This window comes from Streptococcus oralis subsp. oralis, from assembly GCF_002096435.1.
Lineage (GTDB): Bacteria > Bacillota > Bacilli > Lactobacillales > Streptococcaceae > Streptococcus > Streptococcus oralis_AA.
The window spans coordinates 91,130-110,651 of record NZ_NCUI01000023.1; the positions used below are offsets into that span (position 1 = coordinate 91,130).

The 19,522-nt window shown below is 39.1% G+C and carries 21 protein-coding genes; 20 read left to right on the forward strand and 1 reads right to left on the reverse strand.

Translation table 11 applies throughout. The features are described from left to right. Positions 1-49: 49 nt before the first annotated feature. The 8 genes from B7723_RS02855 to B7723_RS02890 all read left to right on the forward strand — a co-directional run bounded on the left by B7723_RS02855 (position 50) and on the right by B7723_RS02890 (position 7,964). Positions 50-1,378 carry an extracellular solute-binding protein gene (locus B7723_RS02855; protein ID WP_000672117.1) on the forward strand — a complete coding sequence of 443 codons (1,329 nt, stop codon included), beginning with the start codon at positions 50-52 and terminating at the stop codon, positions 1,376-1,378. A 219-nt stretch (positions 1,379-1,597) separates the two neighbouring features. Beyond that, positions 1,598-2,464 carry a carbohydrate ABC transporter permease gene (locus B7723_RS02860; RefSeq protein WP_161801140.1) on the forward strand — a complete coding sequence of 289 codons (867 nt, stop codon included), beginning with the start codon at positions 1,598-1,600 and terminating at the stop codon, positions 2,462-2,464. A 15-nt stretch (positions 2,465-2,479) separates the two neighbouring features. Beyond that, positions 2,480-3,319: a carbohydrate ABC transporter permease gene (locus B7723_RS02865; protein ID WP_001183243.1), complete on the forward strand. Its 840-nt coding sequence runs from the start codon at positions 2,480-2,482 to the stop codon at positions 3,317-3,319. A 445-nt stretch (positions 3,320-3,764) separates the two neighbouring features. Continuing rightward, complete coding sequence (locus B7723_RS02870; protein WP_000575429.1) at positions 3,765-4,217, forward strand: YhcH/YjgK/YiaL family protein; 453 nt, start codon at positions 3,765-3,767, stop codon at positions 4,215-4,217. Between the two features lie 20 nt (positions 4,218-4,237). After that, a complete protein-coding gene (locus B7723_RS02875; RefSeq protein ID WP_084849213.1) occupies positions 4,238-4,882 on the forward strand; it encodes a YesL family protein in 645 nt (214 codons plus the stop codon). A gap of 170 nt (positions 4,883-5,052) precedes the next feature. Next, positions 5,053-5,970: a dihydrodipicolinate synthase family protein gene (locus tag B7723_RS02880; protein WP_033630084.1), complete on the forward strand. Its 918-nt coding sequence runs from the start codon at positions 5,053-5,055 to the stop codon at positions 5,968-5,970. Positions 5,971-5,987: 17 nt separating this feature from the next. Next, entirely contained in the window at positions 5,988-6,872 is an 885-nt protein-coding gene (locus tag B7723_RS02885) for an ROK family protein (protein ID WP_084849212.1), read from the forward strand. Between the two features lie 327 nt (positions 6,873-7,199). Beyond that, on the forward strand, positions 7,200-7,964 hold the full coding sequence (locus B7723_RS02890) for a class I SAM-dependent methyltransferase (RefSeq protein ID WP_084849211.1): 765 nt from the start codon (positions 7,200-7,202) through the stop codon (positions 7,962-7,964). Between the two features lie 135 nt (positions 7,965-8,099). Here B7723_RS02890 and B7723_RS02900 read toward each other — a convergent pair whose 3' ends face one another. Then, entirely contained in the window at positions 8,100-8,951 is an 852-nt protein-coding gene (locus tag B7723_RS02900; RefSeq protein WP_084849210.1) for a MurR/RpiR family transcriptional regulator, read from the reverse strand. Positions 8,952-9,206: 255 nt separating this feature from the next. Between B7723_RS02900 and pbp2b the strand changes: the two genes are divergently transcribed. From pbp2b to B7723_RS02965, 12 genes are all read left to right on the forward strand, one after another. Continuing rightward, entirely contained in the window at positions 9,207-11,249 is a 2,043-nt protein-coding gene (gene pbp2b / locus B7723_RS02905; RefSeq protein WP_084849209.1) for a penicillin-binding protein PBP2B, read from the forward strand. A 10-nt stretch (positions 11,250-11,259) separates the two neighbouring features. Continuing rightward, complete coding sequence (recR, locus tag B7723_RS02910; protein ID WP_000966754.1) at positions 11,260-11,856, forward strand: recombination mediator RecR; 597 nt, start codon at positions 11,260-11,262, stop codon at positions 11,854-11,856. 302 nt (positions 11,857-12,158) lie between these two features. Next, positions 12,159-12,434 (forward strand): hypothetical protein, encoded by a 276-nt coding sequence (locus B7723_RS02915; protein WP_000509002.1) that lies wholly within the window; start codon positions 12,159-12,161, stop codon positions 12,432-12,434. Continuing rightward, positions 12,422-12,793: a hypothetical protein gene (locus tag B7723_RS02920; protein ID WP_239831234.1), complete on the forward strand. Its 372-nt coding sequence runs from the start codon at positions 12,422-12,424 to the stop codon at positions 12,791-12,793. The genes B7723_RS02915 and B7723_RS02920 overlap by 13 nt, the downstream gene beginning before the upstream one ends. Beyond that, positions 12,784-14,448: a polymorphic toxin type 44 domain-containing protein gene (locus B7723_RS10455; protein WP_142357991.1), complete on the forward strand. Its 1,665-nt coding sequence runs from the start codon at positions 12,784-12,786 to the stop codon at positions 14,446-14,448. Before B7723_RS02920 ends, B7723_RS10455 begins: the two co-directional genes overlap by 10 nt. Before the next feature lies 1 nt (position 14,449). Beyond that, positions 14,450-14,983, forward strand: coding sequence for a hypothetical protein (locus B7723_RS02935; RefSeq protein ID WP_193431854.1), 534 nt, complete (start codon positions 14,450-14,452; stop codon positions 14,981-14,983). A gap of 62 nt (positions 14,984-15,045) precedes the next feature. Next, complete coding sequence (locus B7723_RS02940; protein ID WP_142357990.1) at positions 15,046-15,957, forward strand: polymorphic toxin type 44 domain-containing protein; 912 nt, start codon at positions 15,046-15,048, stop codon at positions 15,955-15,957. Next, positions 15,954-16,457 carry a hypothetical protein gene (locus tag B7723_RS02945; protein ID WP_084849206.1) on the forward strand — a complete coding sequence of 168 codons (504 nt, stop codon included), beginning with the start codon at positions 15,954-15,956 and terminating at the stop codon, positions 16,455-16,457. Before B7723_RS02940 ends, B7723_RS02945 begins: the two co-directional genes overlap by 4 nt. Positions 16,458-16,539: 82 nt before the next feature. Next, positions 16,540-17,067, forward strand: coding sequence for a thiol-disulfide isomerase (locus B7723_RS02950; RefSeq protein WP_084849205.1), 528 nt, complete (start codon positions 16,540-16,542; stop codon positions 17,065-17,067). A gap of 85 nt (positions 17,068-17,152) precedes the next feature. Further along, positions 17,153-17,680 carry a thiol-disulfide isomerase gene (locus B7723_RS02955; RefSeq protein ID WP_084849204.1) on the forward strand — a complete coding sequence of 176 codons (528 nt, stop codon included), beginning with the start codon at positions 17,153-17,155 and terminating at the stop codon, positions 17,678-17,680. 179 nt (positions 17,681-17,859) lie between these two features. Further along, positions 17,860-18,486 (forward strand): TipC family immunity protein, encoded by a 627-nt coding sequence (locus tag B7723_RS02960; RefSeq protein ID WP_084849203.1) that lies wholly within the window; start codon positions 17,860-17,862, stop codon positions 18,484-18,486. 372 nt (positions 18,487-18,858) lie between these two features. Continuing rightward, positions 18,859-19,491: a hypothetical protein gene (locus tag B7723_RS02965; RefSeq protein WP_084849202.1), complete on the forward strand. Its 633-nt coding sequence runs from the start codon at positions 18,859-18,861 to the stop codon at positions 19,489-19,491. The last annotated feature ends 31 nt before the right edge of the window (positions 19,492-19,522 follow it).

A 19,522-nucleotide genomic window follows, 5' to 3' on the forward strand; every position in this document is an offset into this window, starting at 1 on the left:
AAGAACTCATTATCCAATATGGATACGCTTATCAATTAGGAGAATACAAATGAAATTTAGAAAACTAGCTTGTACAGTACTTGCGGGTGCTGCGATTCTTGGCCTTGCGGCTTGTGGTAACTCTGGTGGAAGTAAAGATGCTGGAAGCTCTAGTAGCGATAGCGGAAAAACAGAAATCACTTGGTGGGCATTCCCAGTCTTCACACAAGAAAAAACTGGTGACGGTGTTGGAACTTATGAAAAATCAATCATCGAAGCTTTTGAAAAAGCAAATCCAGATGTAAAAGTGAAATTGGAAACCATCGACTTCAAGTCAGGTCCTGAAAAGATTACAACAGCCATCGAAGCAGGAACAGCGCCAGACGTACTCTTTGACGCACCAGGACGTATCATCCAATACGGTAAAAATGGTAAATTGGCTGAGTTGAACGACCTCTTCACAGACGAATTCGTCAAAGATGTCAACAACGAAAATATCGTACAAGCAAGTAAGGCTGGAGATAAAGCTTACATGTATCCAATCAGTTCAGCTCCATTCTACATGGCTATGAACAAGAAAATGTTGGAAGATGCTGGAGTTGCAAACCTTGTAAAAGAAGGTTGGACAACTGATGACTTTGAAAAAGTTTTGAAAGCGCTTAAAGATAAAGGATATACACCAGGTTCATTGTTCAGTTCTGGTCAAGGGGGAGACCAAGGAACACGTGCCTTCATCGCAAACCTTTATGGCGGTTCTGTAACAGACAAAGACGTAACCAAATATACAACAGACGATCCTAAATTCGTCAAAGGTCTTGAAAAAGCTGCTAGCTGGATCAAGGATGGTCTATTGAACAATGGTTCACAATTTGACGGTGGGGCAGACATCCAAAACTTTGCGAACGGTCAAACTTCATACACAATCCTTTGGGCTCCAGCTCAAAACGGTATCCAAGCGAAACTCTTGGAAGCAAGTAAGGTAGATGTGGTAGAAGTACCATTCCCATCAGACTCTGGTAAACCATCTCTTGAATACCTTGTAAACGGATTTGCAGTATTTAACAACAAAGACGATAAGAAAATCGCAGCTGCTAAGAAATTCGTTCAATTCATCGCAGATGACAAAGAATGGGGTCCTAAAGACGTTGTTCGTACAGGTGCCTTCCCAGTTCGTACTTCATTTGGCAAACTTTATGAAGACAAACGTATGGAAACAATCAGTGGTTGGACTAAATACTACTCACCTTACTACAACACAATTGACGGTTTTGCTGAAATGAGAACACTTTGGTTCCCAATGTTGCAATCTGTATCTAATGGTGACGAAAAACCAGCGGATGCTTTGAAAGCCTTCACTGAAAAAGCTAACGAAACAATCAAAAAAGCTACAAAACAATAAGCACTAAGTCAGATTGATTCCCCCCTTTTCCCTGTGCACTATGGTGTAAGAAAAGGGGGACTTTTGTTTGAAATGGTAGGAACTGTCACGAAATTAAAATGAAGTTCTTGCATAAGCGAATCTTAAAAAATTTCATTTTGGTTTTAAAACAGTTCAAGAAAATCAAAAACTATTCTATTTGAAAGAGAGGTGCCGACTGTGAAAGTCAATAAAATTCGTATGCGGGAAACAGTGATTTCCTACGCTTTCCTAGCACCAGTGTTATTTTTCTTTGTCATCTTTGTTTTGGCTCCTATGATTATGGGATTCATTACAAGTTTCTTTAACTACTCCATGACTAAATTTGAGTTTGTGGGCTTGGACAACTACATTCGCATGTTTAAAGACCCTGTCTTTGTGAAGTCTTTGATCAATACCGTTATCCTGGTTATTGGATCTGTTCCGATTGTGGTTCTCTTCTCGCTCTTTGTAGCATCTCAAACCTATCATCAAAATGCCATTGCCCGTTCTTTCTATCGTTTCGTCTTCTTCCTTCCTGTAGTCACAGGTAGTGTTGCCGTAACGGTTGTATGGAAATGGATCTATGACCCACTATCAGGGATTCTAAACTTTGTCCTTAAGTCAAGCCATATCATCAGCCAAAATATTTCTTGGCTGGGTGACAAAAACTGGGCTTTGCTAGCGATTATGATCATCCTTTTGACAACATCTGTTGGTCAACCGATTATTCTTTATATCGCTGCCATGGGGAATATTGATAACTCACTTGTTGAAGCGGCGCGTGTTGACGGTGCGACTGAGTTTCAAGTCTTCTGGAAGATCAAATGGCCTAGCCTTCTTCCAACAACTCTTTACATCGCGATCATCACAACCATCAACTCATTCCAATGTTTCGCCTTGATTCAGCTCTTGACTTCTGGTGGTCCAAACTACTCAACAAGTACCTTGATGTACTACCTTTACGAAAAAGCCTTCCAATTGACAGAATACGGCTATGCAAATACCATCGGTGTCTTCTTGGCAGTGATGATTGCCATTGTCAGCTTTGCTCAATTCAAGATCCTCGGAAACGACGTAGAATACTAAAGAAAGGAGACAGTTATGCAACCTACACAAAAGAAACCCTTAACAGCTTTCACTGTTATTTCAACGATTATCTTGCTCTTGTTGACCGTACTGTTCATCTTTCCATTCTACTGGATCTTGACAGGGGCCTTCAAATCACAGCCGGATACCATTATGATTCCGCCACAGTGGTTCCCTAAAATGCCAACCATGGAGAACTTCCAACAACTCATGGTGCAAAACCCTGCTATGCAGTGGATGTGGAACTCTGTATTTATCTCACTGGTAACCATGTTCCTAGTCTGCGCAACCTCTTCTCTAGCAGGTTATGTCTTGGCTAAAAAACGTTTCTATGGTCAACGCATCCTCTTTGCAGTCTTTATCGCTGCCATGGCTCTTCCAAAACAAGTTGTCCTTGTACCATTGGTACGTATCGTTAACTTCATGGGAATTCACGATACTCTTTGGGCAGTTATCTTGCCTTTGATTGGATGGCCATTTGGGGTCTTCCTCATGAAACAGTTCAGCGAAAATATCCCTACAGAATTGCTTGAATCAGCTAAAATCGACGGTTGTGGTGAGATTCGTACCTTTTGGAGCGTAGCTTTCCCTATTGTGAAACCAGGATTTGCAGCCCTTGCAATCTTTACCTTCATCAATACTTGGAACGACTACTTTATGCAGTTGGTTATGTTGACTTCACGTCAAAACTTGACCATCTCACTCGGGGTTGCGACCATGCAGGCCGAAATGGCAACCAACTATGGTTTGATCATGGCAGGTGCAGCTCTTGCAGCCGTGCCAATCGTAACCGTCTTCCTTGTCTTCCAAAAATCCTTCACTCAGGGTATTACTATGGGAGCTGTTAAAGGATAAGACCTTGCGAAAATCGAATTTAAACTACGTCTGTGTTACCATGCCATACTTAAGTATTGCCTGCGGTTAGCTTCCTAGTTTCTTCTTCGATTTTCATTAAGTATAAGAGAATATAGAGTTATAAGTGTCTACAAAATGGAGAGTATGCAGTTACTTCGTGAAGTTTTGTCAGACACTTATAAACTTAAGAATAAATTCTTTTCATGATACTAGTTAGAGTAGGTTCGTTTTATGGTGGCTATTTTCCGCTTTAGTGGTATCTAAGATAAGCATCTTACGCTTATCTTAGACGGAATTTTTGAGACTGACGATGAAGGAGTGAAAGGCTCAAAAATTAGGAATGAAATTCCGAAGGAATTTGCTTCCGTCCGCACTATTACAGGGAAATAGAGGAAGGATAATTCGGAACTGAAAACTAGTAACTATCAGAAACAAAGGAAACAGTATGATTTTTGACGATTTGAAAAACATCGCCTTTTACAAGGGGATCCATCCCAATCTAGATAAGGCTATCGACTATCTCTATCAGCACCGTAAGGATTCTTTCGAACTCGGTAAGTATGAGATTGACGGGGACAAGGTCTTTCTAGTTGTGCAGGAAAATGTCCTCAATCAAGCTGAAAATGATCAATTTGAGCATCATAAGAACTATGCAGACTTGCATTTGCTGGTAGAAGGACATGAATATTCGAGCTACGGTTCACGTATCAAAGACGAAGCGGTAGCATTTGACGAAGCGAGCGACATTGGCTTTGTCCATTGTCATGAAAAATACCCACTCTTGTTGGGCTATCACAATTTTGCGATTTTCTTCCCAGGAGAACCTCATCAGCCAAATGGCTACGCGGGTATGGAAGAAAAGGTTCGCAAATATCTCTTTAAAATTTTGATTGATTAAAAGAATTAGGAGGAGCAAACATGGCACAAAAAGGAGTAAGCCTTATCAAGGCAGCATTTGATACAGATAATTTTCTCATGCGTTTCAGTGAGAAGGTCTTGGATATCGTGACAGCCAATCTTCTTTTTGTCGTCTCTTGTTTGCCCATCGTGACGATTGGAGTGGCGAAAATCAGCCTCTATGAAACCATGTTTGAGATTAAGAGAAGCAGACGGGTACCAGTCTTTAGAACTTATCTAAGAGCTTTCAAGCAAAATCTGAAACTGGGTTTCCAGTTAGGTTTGCTAGAGTTGGGCATTGTGTCATTAAGCCTTTTAGATCTCTATCTCTTCTGGGGCCAGACAGCTTTGCCTTTCCAGATTGTGAAAGCAATTTGTTTGGGGATTCTCATCTTCCTCACTCTCATGATGCTGGCTAGTTATCCCATCGCTGCGCGCTATGATTTGTCATGGAAAGAAGTGTTGCAAAAAGGGCTTATCTTGGCAAGTTTTAACTTTCCATGGTTCTTCCTCATGTTAGCCATTCTCTTTCTTATTGTGATGGTTCTTTATCTATCCGCCTTCACTCTCCTTTTGGGTGGATCGGTCTTTATCCTCTTTGGTTTTGGTTTGCTGGTCTTTCTCCAAGTAGGATTGATGGAGAAAATTTTCGCAAAATACCAGTAGGATGAGATCTTTCTGAAACTACTTTCAATCGTTATAGTTTCTAAAATACAAGTAGAAACTAAAATCTAAGTGTATACAAGATATTGAAAGCGATTTTCACAAGGTGTATACTAAACTTGTAAAAAATAGAACTGCTCTCAGCAGAAAAAAGAAATCTTAGGAGAAAATCTATGTCAGATTTGAAAAAATACGAAGGTGTCATTCCAGCCTTCTACGCATGTTATGATGATCAAGGAGAAGTCAGTCCAGAACGTACGCGCGCCTTGGTTCAATACTTCATTGATAAGGGAGTTCAAGGTCTCTATGTCAATGGTTCTTCTGGTGAATGTATCTACCAAAGTGTGGCAGATCGCAAATTGATTTTGGAAGAAGTCATGGCAGTTGCCAAAGGAAAATTGACTATCATTGCTCACGTTGCTTGCAATAATACAAAGGATAGTATGGAACTTGCTCGCCACGCAGAAAGCTTGGGAGTAGATGCCATTGCAACGATTCCGCCGATTTACTTCCGCTTGCCAGAATACTCAGTTGCCAAATACTGGAACGATATCAGTGCTGCAGCTCCAAATACAGATTATGTGATTTATAACATTCCTCAATTGGCAGGTGTTGCTTTGACTCCAAGTCTTTATACTGAAATGTTGAAGAATCCTCGTGTTATCGGTGTTAAGAACTCTTCTATGCCAGTTCAAGATATCCAAACCTTTGTCAGCCTTGGTGGAGAAGACCACATCGTATTCAATGGCCCAGATGAACAATTCCTAGGTGGTCGCCTCATGGGTGCCAAAGCTGGTATTGGTGGTACTTATGGTGCGATGCCAGAACTCTTCTTGAAACTCAATGAGTTGATTGCAGAGAAAGATTTGGAAACAGCGCGTGAATTGCAGTATGCTATCAATGCAATCATTGGCAAGCTCACTTCTGCACATGGAAATATGTACGGTGTGATTAAGGAAGTCTTGAAGATCAATGAAGGCTTGAACATTGGTTCAGTTCGTTCGCCATTGACGCCAGTAACCGAAGAAGATCGCCCAGTTGTAGAAGCAGCAGCACAATTGATTCGTGAAACCAAGGAACGCTTCCTCTAATCCATAAGGAGGTATTTATGACACACTACGTTGCAATTGATATCGGTGGAACCAACATCAAATATGGTTTGATTGACCAAGAAGGCCAACTTGTTGAATCGCATGAAATGCCAACCGAGGCGCATAAGGGTGGACCTCATATCTTACAAAAGACAAAAGATATCGTAGCCAGCTATATAGAAAAAGGCCCAGTAGCAGGTGTTGCCATTTCTTCTGCAGGAATGGTGGATCCTGATAAGGGTGAGATTTTCTATGCTGGTCCTCAGATTCCCAACTATGCAGGAACCCAGTTCAAGAAGGAAATCGAGACGAGTTTTGCTATTCCTTGTGAGATTGAAAATGATGTCAACTGTGCAGGTCTGGCTGAGGCAGTATCTGGTTCAGGCAAGGGAGCGAGTGTCACACTTTGCTTGACCATTGGAACCGGTATCGGTGGTTGCTTGATTATGGATGGGAAAATCTTCCATGGATTTAGCAATTCGGCCTGCGAAGTTGGTTACATGCACATGCAGGATGGAGCTTTTCAGGATCTTGCTTCTACGACAGCCTTGGTTGAGTATGTAGCAACAGCTCACGGTGATCCAGTTGATCAGTGGAATGGCCGACGCATTTTCAAGGAAGCCACTGAAGGAAATAAAATCTGTATGGCAGGTATTGACCGCATGGTAGATTACCTTGGGAAAGGTCTGGCAAATATTTGCTACGTTGCCAATCCAGAAGTAGTCATTCTCGGTGGCGGTATCATGGGACAAGAGGCTATCCTCAAACCAAAGATCCGCACAGCCTTGAAGGCGACCTTGGTACCAAGTCTAGCTGAAAAAACACGATTAGAATTTGCCCATCACCAAAATACAGCAGGTATGTTGGGAGCCTATTATCATTTCAAAACAAAACAATCCTAGTTTGGAACTATAGAATTAAGAAAAACACTGAATCACTACTCGAGTGAAAACTGTTTTGCTTAATTCTTTTTTTATTGAAAAATTTAAGCCAAAGGAGGTAATCGTGAGAAACTAGGAGAAAATAAGCATCTTGTATGAAAGGTTGAAGCGAGAGCAATTCTATCATAAAATTCAACTAGTGTTTAGTTTGAGTAAATGAGAAATGTGGAAAAATGATATAATGAGGTGGACGAAAAATTGACAAATTAAAATTTCTAGAGGTGAGAGAAGTGTGGCAACACATCCAACTTAAATCGAAATACTATAAAATTACGAGGAGATTGTAAGATGAGTAATTATATAAAATTAAATGAAGATAGATGGAATAATGTAAAAAATGCCTATACTGAGCCATTGACACATGAAGAATTAGAAGAAGCTAGAAAGCATCCAATTTCTGTCGCCTTAACTGTGGGGAAAAAAGTTCCGATAGAATGGTTTGAAAAAGCCAAGGGAAAAAAGATATTAGGGTTAGCTTGTGGTGGTGGACAGCAGGGTCCTGTTTTTGCTGCAAAAGGTTATGATGTCACCATTATGGATTTTTCTAAATCACAATTAGAAAGAGATGAAATGGTTGCAAAACGAGAAGGCTTAAAAATCAATACCGTTCAAGGTGATATGACAAAACCATTTCCATTTGAAAATGAAACTTATGATATTGTTTTTAATCCGGTTTCAAATGTATACATAGAGGATTTAGAAAACATGTATAAAGAAGCCTCTCGCGTATTGAAAAAGGGTGGACTTTTAATGGTCGGATTTATGAATCCCTGGATCTACATGTATGATGCTGACACTGTATGGGACAAACCCGATGAGGAATTACTGTTACAGTTGTCAATCCCTTTTAATTCAAGAGAGCTTGAAGAGGAAGGCAAAATCACCATCAATCCAGAATATGGATATGAATTTAGCCATACCTTAGAAAGTCAGATTAGAGGACAACTAAAAAACGGCCTCGCTATGATCGATTTTTATGAATCGTGTGACAAAAGACATCGATTATCACGGTATGGAAATGACTACATCGCTACACTTTGCATTAAACTATGATATTATAGAACGTACTTCTGAAGAATAGCTCATTTTATTTTACGATTAGAATTTGTCCATCACCAAAATACCGCAGTGATGTTGGGTGCCTATTATCATTTCAAAACAAAAAAATCCTAGTTTGGTCCAACCAAACTAGGATTTTCTAACACGTTTTTGTCTACGATAGCCGTTGAGTTTTTTATTTTCCCAATAGCTGTTAAAGATTTTTTCTTTGCTCTTGCGATTGATTTCTAAAAAGTAGGCATAAATCAAATCTATTAAAATGAGCATAGGGAGTTGAGCGGAAATACGCTGGATGTAAGAAGATTGACTATGGCTTGCCACAAGGACCGTTTCGGTGTAGGCCTGACTGTTTTTGTTTGGTGCGCTGGTAAAGAGGATGGTCTTGGCGCCCATTTCCTTGGCATCCAACAAACTATCGAGGACGGATTGGGTAGTTCCTGATAGGGAAAAGCCAAGTACCAGACAGTTTTCATCCATGATACTGGTCGTCCAAGCAAAGCCATCCTGATCGGTCAAAGCTTCACAGACAACACCTAGTCGCATAAAGCGCAGTTTCATCTCACGGGCAATCAGACCAGAACTTCCCGTCCCAAAAAAGTAAACTCGTTCTGCGTCATCGATTAATTGAGCGACGCGTTCCAGTTGTTCTTCGTCAATCAAATCCTGTGTTTGTTCTCGCATGATACTGTAGCTTCGCAAAACACGTTTGGTCAAAGGACTGTGTTTGTGCGAATGAGTGTCCGGTTTACTAGCCTGGTGCTGGTATTGAAAGACGAACTCTCGGTAGCCTGTAAAACCACACTTTTTGGCAAAGCGGGTCAAGGCTGCTTGGGAGATATGTAATTTCTGGGTAACTTGCTGAGAAGAAAGATCATCTTGGATCGTTTCAGCTTGTAAAAAATAGCGAGCGATTTCTTGCTCGAGCTCGGTTAATTCTTCAAAATGGAGGTCGATTATGGTTGCGATATCTGGCTTGTTCATGAGGCTCCTTTTTATGAGTCAAAGTCTTAAAGGTTAACGCTTTCCTAACTATTACTATCATTATATCATAGAAAATAGGATAACCAAATAAAAAGGCATTTTCAGTTAAAAGTCAAAAAATGCTTCGACTTTTCCAAGAGTTTCTCCGTAAAATATGGTACAATGAAATGTACTGAGTTTCACCTGTTTACTCTATTATTTTAGGGAAAATAAAGGTGGAAATCGGGAATTTTTCTAGAAAAGAGTCTTAGTTGTATGAGAAAATTTAATAGCCATTCGATTCCGATTCGGCTTAATTTATTATTTGCGATTGTCATTCTGCTCTTTATGGCCATTATTGGTCGATTGTTATACATGCAGGTGCTCAATAAAGATTTTTATGAAACAAAATTGGCCTCAGCCAGCCAAACAAGGGTAACAACCAGTTCAGCTCGTGGACAGATCTATGATGCGGCTGGGAAACCCTTGGTAGAAAATACTGTCAAGCAAGTTGTTTCTTTCACACGAAACAATAAAATGACGGCAACTGAATTGAAGGAGACAGCCAAGAAACTCCTCACATATGTAAATGTAACCTCTCCTGATCTGACAGATCGACAGATTGCAGACTACTACTTGGCGGACCAAGATATATACAAAAAAACAGTCGAATCCTTGCCGAGCGATAAACGCCTGGATTCAGATGGGAACCGCTTATCGGAAGCGACACTTTACAATAATGCGGTTGAAAGTATTGACGTGAGTCAACTTAATTATACAGATGACCAGAAAAAGGAAATCTATCTCTTTAGTCAGCTAAATGCTGTTGAAAATTTTGCAACGGGCACCATTTCTACGGATGCCTTAGATGATACCCAAGTTGCTCTCGTTGCATCGGCCTCCAAGGAATTACCAGGGATTAGTATTTCAACTTCATGGGATCGAAAAGTCCTAGACACTTCTTTGTCAACAATCGTTGGTAGCGTTTCAAATGAAAAGTCAGGACTTCCAGCAGAGGAAGTTGATGCCTATCTCAAAAAAGGGTATTCTCTCAATGACCGAGTGGGAACTTCCTATCTTGAAAAGCAATATGAAGATGTTCTTCAAGGAAAACGCTCCGTCAAAGAAATCCACCTCGACAAACACGGAAATATGGAAAGTGTGGAAAATGTCGAAGAAGGAAGTAAAGGAAACAATATCAAGTTAACGGTTGACCTAGCTTTCCAGAATGGTGTGGACGACCTACTCAAGAGCTACTTCAACTCAGAGTTGGGTAACGGTGGAGCCAAATATTCTGAAGGGGTTTACGCCGTAGCCCTCAATCCTAAAACCGGTGCAGTTTTGGCCATGTCAGGTGTCAAGCATGATGTCGAATCCGGTAAATTAAGTTCAGATTCGCTTGGAACGATAACCAACGTCTTTGTGCCAGGATCTGTCGTTAAGGCGGCGACCATCAGCTCTGGTTGGGAAAATGGAGTCTTGTCAGGTAATCAAACCTTGACAGACCAGCCGATTGTTTTCCAAGGTTCGGCCCCTATCAATTCATGGTATACCTTGTCCTATGGTTCTTTCCCTATCACAGCAGTTGAGGCTCTAGAATACTCTTCTAATACCTATATGGTTCAGACTGCGCTAGGAATCATGGGACAGACCTACACACCAAACATGGTGGCCGCAACGGGACAGTTAGAGACTGCAATGGGCAAATTGCGATCAACCTTTGGGGAATATGGACTCGGGGCTTCAACAGGGATTGACCTCCCAGATGAATCCACAGGATTTACGCCAAAAGAATTTGATTTGGGGAACTATATCAATAATTCCTTTGGTCAGTTTGACAACTACACACCGATGCAGTTAGCCCAGTATGTCGCAACCATTGCAAACAATGGCGTACGTTTAGCTCCTCACATCGTTGAAGGGGTTTATGGAAACAATGACCAAGGTGGCTTAGGTAGTCTGGTTCAAGAAACAGCCACTAAGGAACTGAACAAGGTCAATATTTCAGAATCAGATATGGCTATCTTGCAGCAAGGTTTCTATCAAGTTTCGCATGGAACGAGTGCTCTGACAACTGGTCGTGCCTTTTCAAATGGCGCAGCCGTTTCCATCAGCGGGAAAACGGGTACTGCCGAAAGTTACGTTAATGGCGGTCAAAAAGCCAATAATACCAACGCAGTCGCCTATGCACCGACCGAAAATCCTCAAATCGCGGTCGCAGTCGTCTTTCCTCATAACACCAACCTTACAAACGGTGTCGGACCTTCAATTGCACGCGACATTATCAATCTTTATCACCAACACCATCCAATGAATTAGAAAGGAACTTATGCTGTATCCAACACCTATTGCCAAGCTGATTGATAGCTATTCAAAGTTACCAGGTATCGGAATCAAAACGGCTACCCGCCTAGCCTTCTATACCATTGGAATGTCTGATGATGATGTCAATGAATTTGCCAAGAATCTCCTGTCTGCTAAACGGGAATTGACCTATTGTTCCATCTGTGGTCGCCTGACGGATGATGACCCTTGCTCAATCTGTACGGATCCGACTCGAGACCAGACAACCATCTTGGTGTTAGAGGATAGTCGCGATGTGGCTGCTATGGAAAATATCCAAGAATACCATGGACTCTATCATGTCTTGCACGGCCTCATTTCTCCTATGAATGGCATCAGCCCAGACGATATCAACCTCAAGAGTCTCATGACCCGTCTCATGGATAGTGAGGTTTCAGAGGTGATCGTGGCAACCAATGCGACAGCGGATGGAGAAGCGACATCAATGTATCTCTCTCGTCTCCTCAAACCAGCTGGTATCAAGGTCACTCGCCTAGCACGAGGTCTAGCCGTGGGAGCTGATATCGAGTATGCGGACGAAGTCACACTCTTACGAGCCATTGAAAATCGGACAGAGTTGTAGGAGTCAGTAAGAACATAGCTCATTTTGACACATAAGACGAGCCCTAGGAATTTTTCTAGGGCTTGTCTTTTTCTGTTTCTCACGAGAGGTGAACAAGCCTTGCTAATAAGACCACTCAAACTATAAGGCATCAGAAAACGGGTTTCCAAAATGACTAGTGTCGTCTCTGTCAAACTCATTCACCGAGCGATAGAGTTTACTCTAAGGAGATGAGCGTACTTGCCCCTAGGGTTTGTTTTGAAATCGTACTATTTTTGTGTTATGATATGGTCAATATATAATAAATAAAGGGAGTTTGAAATATGGGTGGAAAGATAAAATCTAGCACGATAGCAGCAGAGGCAGCTATTAATGAATTGGTTGGGTATGACACGAGCAAGAAGCAAAATCAGCAAGTAGAATTTTCATATACTTCTGAAATTGCTGGGATGGAAGCTGGACGTCAGGCCTGCAATCAAATGCTTCAGGCGGTCAGTGATTTCAGCTCGGCTGTTTTGACCCAAGCAAATAAGTTTCCAGAAATTGCTCATAAGATTGAAAAACGCGATGTAGAGCAGGCTAAGAGGTGGGAACATTAAAAATGGCAGATAAGAACGAAGAAAAACGCTACAAACTTTGGAGAGAAATTGTCAAGATTGACGATAAAGAAGAAAGTCTTCAGACTCTAAAAAGACAATATGAACAGCAGCTAACTCACTTTCACTCAGAAATCCAGAGCATCCACCATCGTATGGCGACTCTATTGGCTCTCTCACCCAGTTCTCGTCAAGTGATAGAGCAAATCGAAAGTGAAAATAGAACCATTCAACGACAGGTCAACTCCTATGTAGAAGAGGAACTGGATGAATTGGGAAAACAAACGAAGAAGGCTCGTCGAACTTTCGATGAAGCCAGAGAAGAACTGATATCGGAAAGGAATCGGCTACCATGGGAGTAAAATACAGCGCACAAGAATCCCAAGAATTGATTCAAGCCATGACTAACAACCTCCAAGTCGCAAATGAAGTCACGGACCGCTTATCTAGTGGATGTGACCACCTGATTTCCTCTTTAGACTCAGGTGAGCTGACAGGAGCAGCCTACACAGCTGGGAAGGGTCTCTTCACAGAGATTATCATCCCCAGCATCAAGAAGTTACAAGCAGCGATAGATGATATCCAACTAGAGTTGACCTCCTACAAAAATGCAGATGCTCAGGTCTCTGGATATGGTGATTTGGATCTAGACCAGCTCAAGGAACTGAAAAAGCTGAGGGAAGAGCAGTTAGCTATCGTAGAAACTCAGATTCAAGCGAGGGAGAACTGGCTAAATCAAATCAAAGACCTCTTTAGTCTCAATTGGGGAAAAGCTTTCTCTGAGAAGACCATCCTCTACAATACCAAATCTCAAATCGAGTCAGGTATTCAGGATTTGGAAGACAAGATTGAAAAACTAGAATTTTTTGTCTCACAGGTTTCCCAGTATTTCAGCGATAGCCTAGAAGTCCTTGGCCTAGCGATTCAAGGAGCTACTCAACTAAGTAAAATCATTGTCGACAGTGATGGCAACTACTATGCAGACGGTGTGGACATGAGCTGGGTACAGAAGATGAAGGATGTGAAGATTGAGAGTGCAAAATATGATTCTTCTAAGAAAACCAAAGACTTACATAAAGAGTATCAAAGTATTTTAGACAAGTTGGAAAAGGGCAAAGAGCTGAGTGATAAGGAATTTGAAACTCTAGAATCTTATGCTCGACGTTATCCAAAAGTTCAGTTACCAGAAATTGTCACCAACAAGCTGACGACAGAAGCAGCTAACAGAGCTAATCTAGAGAAACTACAGGAAAAGGTTGAGAAAATCAAAAAGAGTGATAAAACTTCGACCGAAAAAGCAAACCTAATCGTCAAAGCTTATGAAGATTATCTGTTTTACAATAATAGAGCTGCTTTTGATGAGTATTGGAAGAAACGAAAGGCGATGGATGATGATTGGACGAGTAAGGATCCAAATATGATTAAGAAGAAAGAAAAAATTGAAAAGGAATTCAATGATTCTTTATCAAACTCTAGAATTAATGTAAAAGAAATAGCCCAGCAACTTGGGGATGATGTTTTAGATGTTAAAAAAATGGAAGATGAGAAGAGATCAGAATTAATCCAAAAAGGAAGAGAGTTCTGGAAGAGTCCAGGAGACAATGGCGTAACAGATTTTTCTACTCCAATTGGAACAAAATTGGGGGATAATGCTACCTTTATTGATTTAGTCAATACTAATCAGCCGCTTGACCTTAAAAACCGAGTTTATCGAGATGATTACCCATTTTCAGTTTGGGGTCGCCAATGGGAAGAAGGGATGAAATCAGACTACATGGGAAATTACCTCTTTGGCTATGTTGGAAAAGGATATCTAGAATCAAGCGATGACTATTTAAAATATGGTGCAGGAAAGGCACAACAATTCTCGGATTATTTGAAGTTTGATAAATATTTTGTAGTAGGCGCAGATATAAAATACGATCTGAGTCTATTGCAAGGTCAGTATGGGGATAATTTTGGTGATGCCGCTGCAATTCAAGACGGCGCGGATGCTTATAAGGGAGGAAATAACTAACATGTTCACTTCATTAGTATTTATCATTTCTTTAATCCTACTTTTGCGCTGTTTTAAAAGTAGGCGTTCAAGGATTATTATTGGCGTTCTGTATAGTCTGTTTGTTGTCTGGTACGTTCAGGCAATTTTAAACTATGGTAAATATACCCTACAACCTGGACAGTCGATCAGCCTAACGGTCAATCCTCGGATACAGGATGTGGAATATTATTCAGAGTTAATTCTAAAGAAAACTGATAAAAATAAACTAGAGTTAAATGGCAGAGAGTATTGGTCTGTAAGTGGTAGTGAGTTGCATTATGATTTAAGTAAGCAGAATGTGTTCAAATGGGTCAGAGATGAGTCGGGAGAATTGACTGAATCTTATGTAGAAAATAGTGATTTAGCTGATATTTATATAGAAAAATCAAATTTAATTATTCAGTATCAAGGAGAAAAAATTTTTGATGTCACGAATAACAAACCCTACACTATTACCATCACCAATGTAGACAATAAACCGGCTAAGTTTGAAGCTCAGGTGGTGGATAAGTAAGGTAAAGCATTGGCAACAACTTAGAACTTAGCAATCAAGTTACAGACCGACTGCCCAAAGATTTGCATAAAGAGTATCAAAGTATTTTAGACAAGTTGGAAAATGGAAAAGAACTTAGCGATAAGGAGTTTCAAATTTTAGAATCTTATGTACATCACCATCCTCAAATACAATTTCCTAAAGTTGTAATAGAAAAATTGAAAGCGGAGGCTACCAATAGAGCTAATCCAGAGAAACTTAAGGAAAAAGTTGAGAAAATTAAAAATAGTAATGGAGATTTGAATAAAAAAGCTGAACTAATTGTGAAAACTTATGAAGATTATCTATTTTATAATAATAAAGAAGCTTTTGAAGAATACTGGAGGAAGAGAAAGGAGTTAACAAAAGATAAAGATTGGAAGGATGTTGATAGCAAGATAAGAGATACTATTGAGTATAATCTTAATGTAGAATTAAAAAAATCAGGGATAGATATAAAGGAAGTATCTAATAATCTAGCTGATGATATTCTATCTATTCATGAAGGAGACATGAAACAAAGAAACTATCTAATTAACGAAGGTAGAAAAGTATGGAAAAGTCCTGGAGATGATATAATGATAAATTCAGCAGATTTGACACAGGTTGGTATTGACCTTACTGATTTTGTAAATTTGGTAAATACTGGAAAACCTTTAGACTTAAAGAGTAGAAATTATAATGATGAACTTGAATTTTCACTTTGGTCACGTAAGTGGGAAGGTAACTTAAGAGATGATTATTTAGGGAACTATCTGTTTGGATATGTAGCAAAAGGATATTTAGTAATGGAAGATGAGCAGATCAAAAATTATGCAGCTTTAGCTCAATTGACATCAGATAAAGATGTTGTTAAATTTTTCAAAAATAAATCAAATGGGAATTTTGGTGATAATGAAGGAGATGCTTCTGCGATCCAAGATGGTAAAAATTCATATGAGGAGAATAAAAAGTGAACAACAAGAGAAAACAACTTAATAAATGGAATCTAGGATGTTCAGGAGCGGTTGTTGTAACAATTATGTTTATATGTTGTATTTATTTGTACTTCAAAAATGCGAGTTATACCTTGAAACCAGGTGATTCGATAGTTTTAAAAGTTCCGACATCAAAACAAAAAGAATTCTCCCCCAAATTATATCTATCTAAGATTTCTGGTGGGAAATTAGAATTATCTGGTAAAACCTCATGGTGGCAGAAAGGAGAAGGAAGCCTTTTAGGGACTAACTATGATGTTTTGAAGCAAGAAATTAGCGAAATCTACTCATCGTCAAGTAATATCCCAACAAAAATAAAAGAAAACGATACAAATAATAGTATATATTTATCGGAAAAAGGTTTAGTTCTTCAATATAAAGAATCTTGGGAATTTGAGATTCCAAACTCAAAACAAATAAAAATAACGAATATTTCAGACAGAGATATTAGATTTGAAGCGCAGGTGACAGGTGAATAGAAGAAACTAGAAAAGTCAAATGAAGAAATAAGGAAAAATCAAGAAGCTTTCTTTGATTATTTAGAAAGAGGGGAAGAAACTAATGTCAGATAAATTAAAACAGTTTAAATGGTTGATTGTATTTTTTTTGTTTCTGTTAGCAATTCCTTCATATTTTGCTTACAATCATTTCCGACAATCTAGTACTTTAAAAGAAGCCTTTGAGAAAAATGAAAGAATTGAAGTTCTTCATCATTTAATGGCATCAGAAAGATATGCGTCTGACATCCGAAAAGCAGGCTATGTCGTTCCTCCTGATGGAGCTATTCGATTGGATGGAGGAATTGACTCCATAGATATAAAGGGAGACATCAATTTGGATATCTCAAATCCGGGACGAAATGGGGTTACTGCTTATTTTAGAATAGAGATAGATGGTAAAATAACTAGTGTACTCTATGAATTGGATAAGAACTTTGATATAGTTTCTAGCAGCTACTTTCAATTTAATGAAAAAAATATAAAAGAGAGTGTGAACATCTCTCAATCCGAAGAAGAGCGCCTATTAAAGATTGTTCAAAGCGAGATTGATGGCTTCATGAAAAAGATGTATCAGACTTTGTATGGATAGTTTACCAGAGAAAGAAGCTGCTTGCTCAACGCAATGCTGTATGAACAACACTTCTATGATTATTTAGACAGAGGGAGTGAAAAAAATGTCGGGACTTAAAAAAATACTAATCGTGATAGGTTCTGTAATTGTTTTAGTTACTAGCTTGAATCTTTATTTTCAGTATCAAAACCACCAAGAACATACGCAATTAAAAACCTCCTTTGAAGAGAGGGACAATATAGTTGTCTTACAACATTTGATGGCATCAGAAAAATATGCACCTGACATCCGTAAAGCGGGCTATGTCGTTCCTCCCGATGGAGCTATTCGCTTGGATGGAGGAATTGACTCCATAGAGATAAAAGGAGACATCGATTTGAATATCTCAAATCCGGGACGGAATGGGGTTACTGCTTATCTTAGAATAGAGATAGATGGTAAAATAACTAGTGTACTCTATGAATTGGATAAGAACTTTGATTTAGTTTCTAGCGCCTATTTTCAAATAAATGAAAAAAATATAAAAGAGAGTGTGACTATCCCCCAAGCTGAAGAAGAACGACTATTAAAAATTGTTCAAAAAGAGCTTGAGGATTTCATGGAAACGATGTATCAGACTTTGTATGGATAGTTTACCAGAGAAAGAAGCTTCTTGCTCAACACAATGCTGTATGAACAACGAGAGGTGTTGAGGGATTTTACTAGAAAAAGATACCGTAGATGAGCTACAAAAAAATTACCCAAGTATTGATAATTTCATTCGAAATATTGAAACAGGTAATCAAGAGTTGACAGAGATGAGGTGATTAGATGAAGAAGAGAAAATTTGTAATTTTTTCGTTGCTAATAGTTCTATTATTATCTTTCTCTGGTTTTCAGTACTATAAATATCAGAGAGTTCATAATATTTTTGATGAAATATACTACGAAGAAAGTGATTATCACAATTATACATTTCTCTGGAAAGGACGAGCTTTTTATAAGTTAAAAAGTTTAAAATTTGTGGACAACGATTCTCAAGAAATTTCTATTCATTCTATTGATTATAAAAGTGTAGATTTACCAAATACTATTCAATCTCTAGGTTATTATTTTTATTTTGGATTTCAGGAGATGACGAAAGTTGGGATAGAGATGCGTTTGAGACTGCCAGATACAGAGACAACCATAAATGTAGATTACCTGTACGATGTAAACAATCAGCAATTAGAACGATTTATGTGGTATCACGATGAGAAAAGCGTGAGATATTATCATCAGTCTCAAGTAGAAGCCTTTCTAACGGAGCATGGAAAGACTGCCGATGAGATTCGCAGGGAAGCAGATGAAATACTCCGTCACAAAGTCTTGGCAGACTGGACTTCCATATATGCTAGTCGTTTTATCCCAGATAATTGGGGAGAAGTGACAGTTAAGGATATATGGAGAACCGAATAACAAACGGAACGGCGAGGTAATAGTTTTATAAAGGCAGGTTGCCATGACAGAGTTCTAAAGAATATTTTATTGTATTCGATAGCTTTGGTTTGCCTTCTTTTGGTGTGACGAAAGAAACTCCCTATACTATCACCATCACCAATGTAGACGACAAACCGGCGCACTTTGAAGCTCAAGTGGTGGATCGGTAGATTTAAGAACCGTAAACTAGACCTCTGCCGTTGTAATTGTTTGGTAAAGAAGACTTATTTGCTTTGAAAGTGACAATCAGCTTATTTCTTTCGAATATGCAAGAGAGGATCTAGTGGTGAATACTAGTCAAAATTTCAAAAAAAGATTTAGATAAACCCAATCCTTCTATCGGAGAGCAAAATGTTAAATAAAATGAAAAACTATTATAAAAACAAACCAACTCAAGCTGTCTTAATGCTCGTAGTTCTTATTTGGTCAGTATATGAGATTGGTGCGATCAGTTTGGCAAGTAACTCTGCATTAACTAAGGAATTCATGCATAGTCGGTATGTTATGGTTTGGCCAATGGTAGATAAGAAAATGAAATTATACCACTATGCGGAAGAATGGACTAATGAGGTTTTAGTTGGAATGATGCATTTAGACTATGGAAATATTAGAATAACTAGTTTTCCTAAAAAATGGGAGAGTGAAGCTGAAGTTTACTATACGCTGTCTCAGGATGAGTATGCTGATAGAGTATATTTTTTCTTAGACGAGCCAATTTCCAAAGCCTATATCAGCAGATTAGAACAAAATTATTATTTGATTTCAAAGAATGCAGTTGCTATTAAAGAGGAAACAGGTAAGACGGTTGAACAGTTAGTTCAAGAAGTGGGGAATGCAAGGAAAACCTTCTTATCAGCTCTTGGAAAGATGAAAATCCTTCGTTTGGTCTATTTGATTCTTCGTATGATAGTATTGTTGCAGTTTATCAAGTGGTCGGGTCAGCGTAGACAAAGGAAAGAGAACGAAATTTTGCAGAATAGATAGAGCTCCAAAAAGGTACGATGATAAAGAGCTT